This is a genomic window from Xanthobacter autotrophicus ATCC 700552 (assembly GCF_043194565.1).
GTDB classification, from domain to species: domain Bacteria; phylum Pseudomonadota; class Alphaproteobacteria; order Rhizobiales; family Xanthobacteraceae; genus Xanthobacter; species Xanthobacter autotrophicus_F.
Genome location: NZ_JBAFVS010000119.1, coordinates 1 through 256, shown reverse-complemented (window position 1 = coordinate 256; position 256 = coordinate 1). Strand labels below are relative to the sequence as shown.

At 71.1% G+C, this 256-nt stretch carries 1 protein-coding gene; it reads left to right on the top strand.

Going from position 1 to position 256, the window contains the following annotated elements; genetic code table 11:
* Positions 1-256, top strand: a 256-nt coding sequence (locus tag V5F48_RS25175; RefSeq protein WP_394260674.1) for a 3-hydroxyacyl-CoA dehydrogenase NAD-binding domain-containing protein, incomplete at both ends; no start/stop codon positions are given.

Sequence of the window (256 nt, the reverse complement as noted above, 5' to 3'; positions counted from 1 at the left end):
CGGCCTCGACAAGCTGGTCGCGAAGGGCAAGCTGCCGGCGGAGGAGCGCGACGCGCTGGCGGCCCGGATCACGGTCGCCCCGTCCCTCGACGCCCTTGCGGGCGCGGGGCTGGTGGTGGAGGCCATCGTCGAGAAGCTGGAGGTGAAGCGGCAGGTGTTCGCCGCACTGGACGAGATCGTAGCGCCCGACGCCATCCTGGCGTCGAACACCTCGTCGCTCTCCATCACCGCCATCGCAGCGGGGCTGAAGCATCCG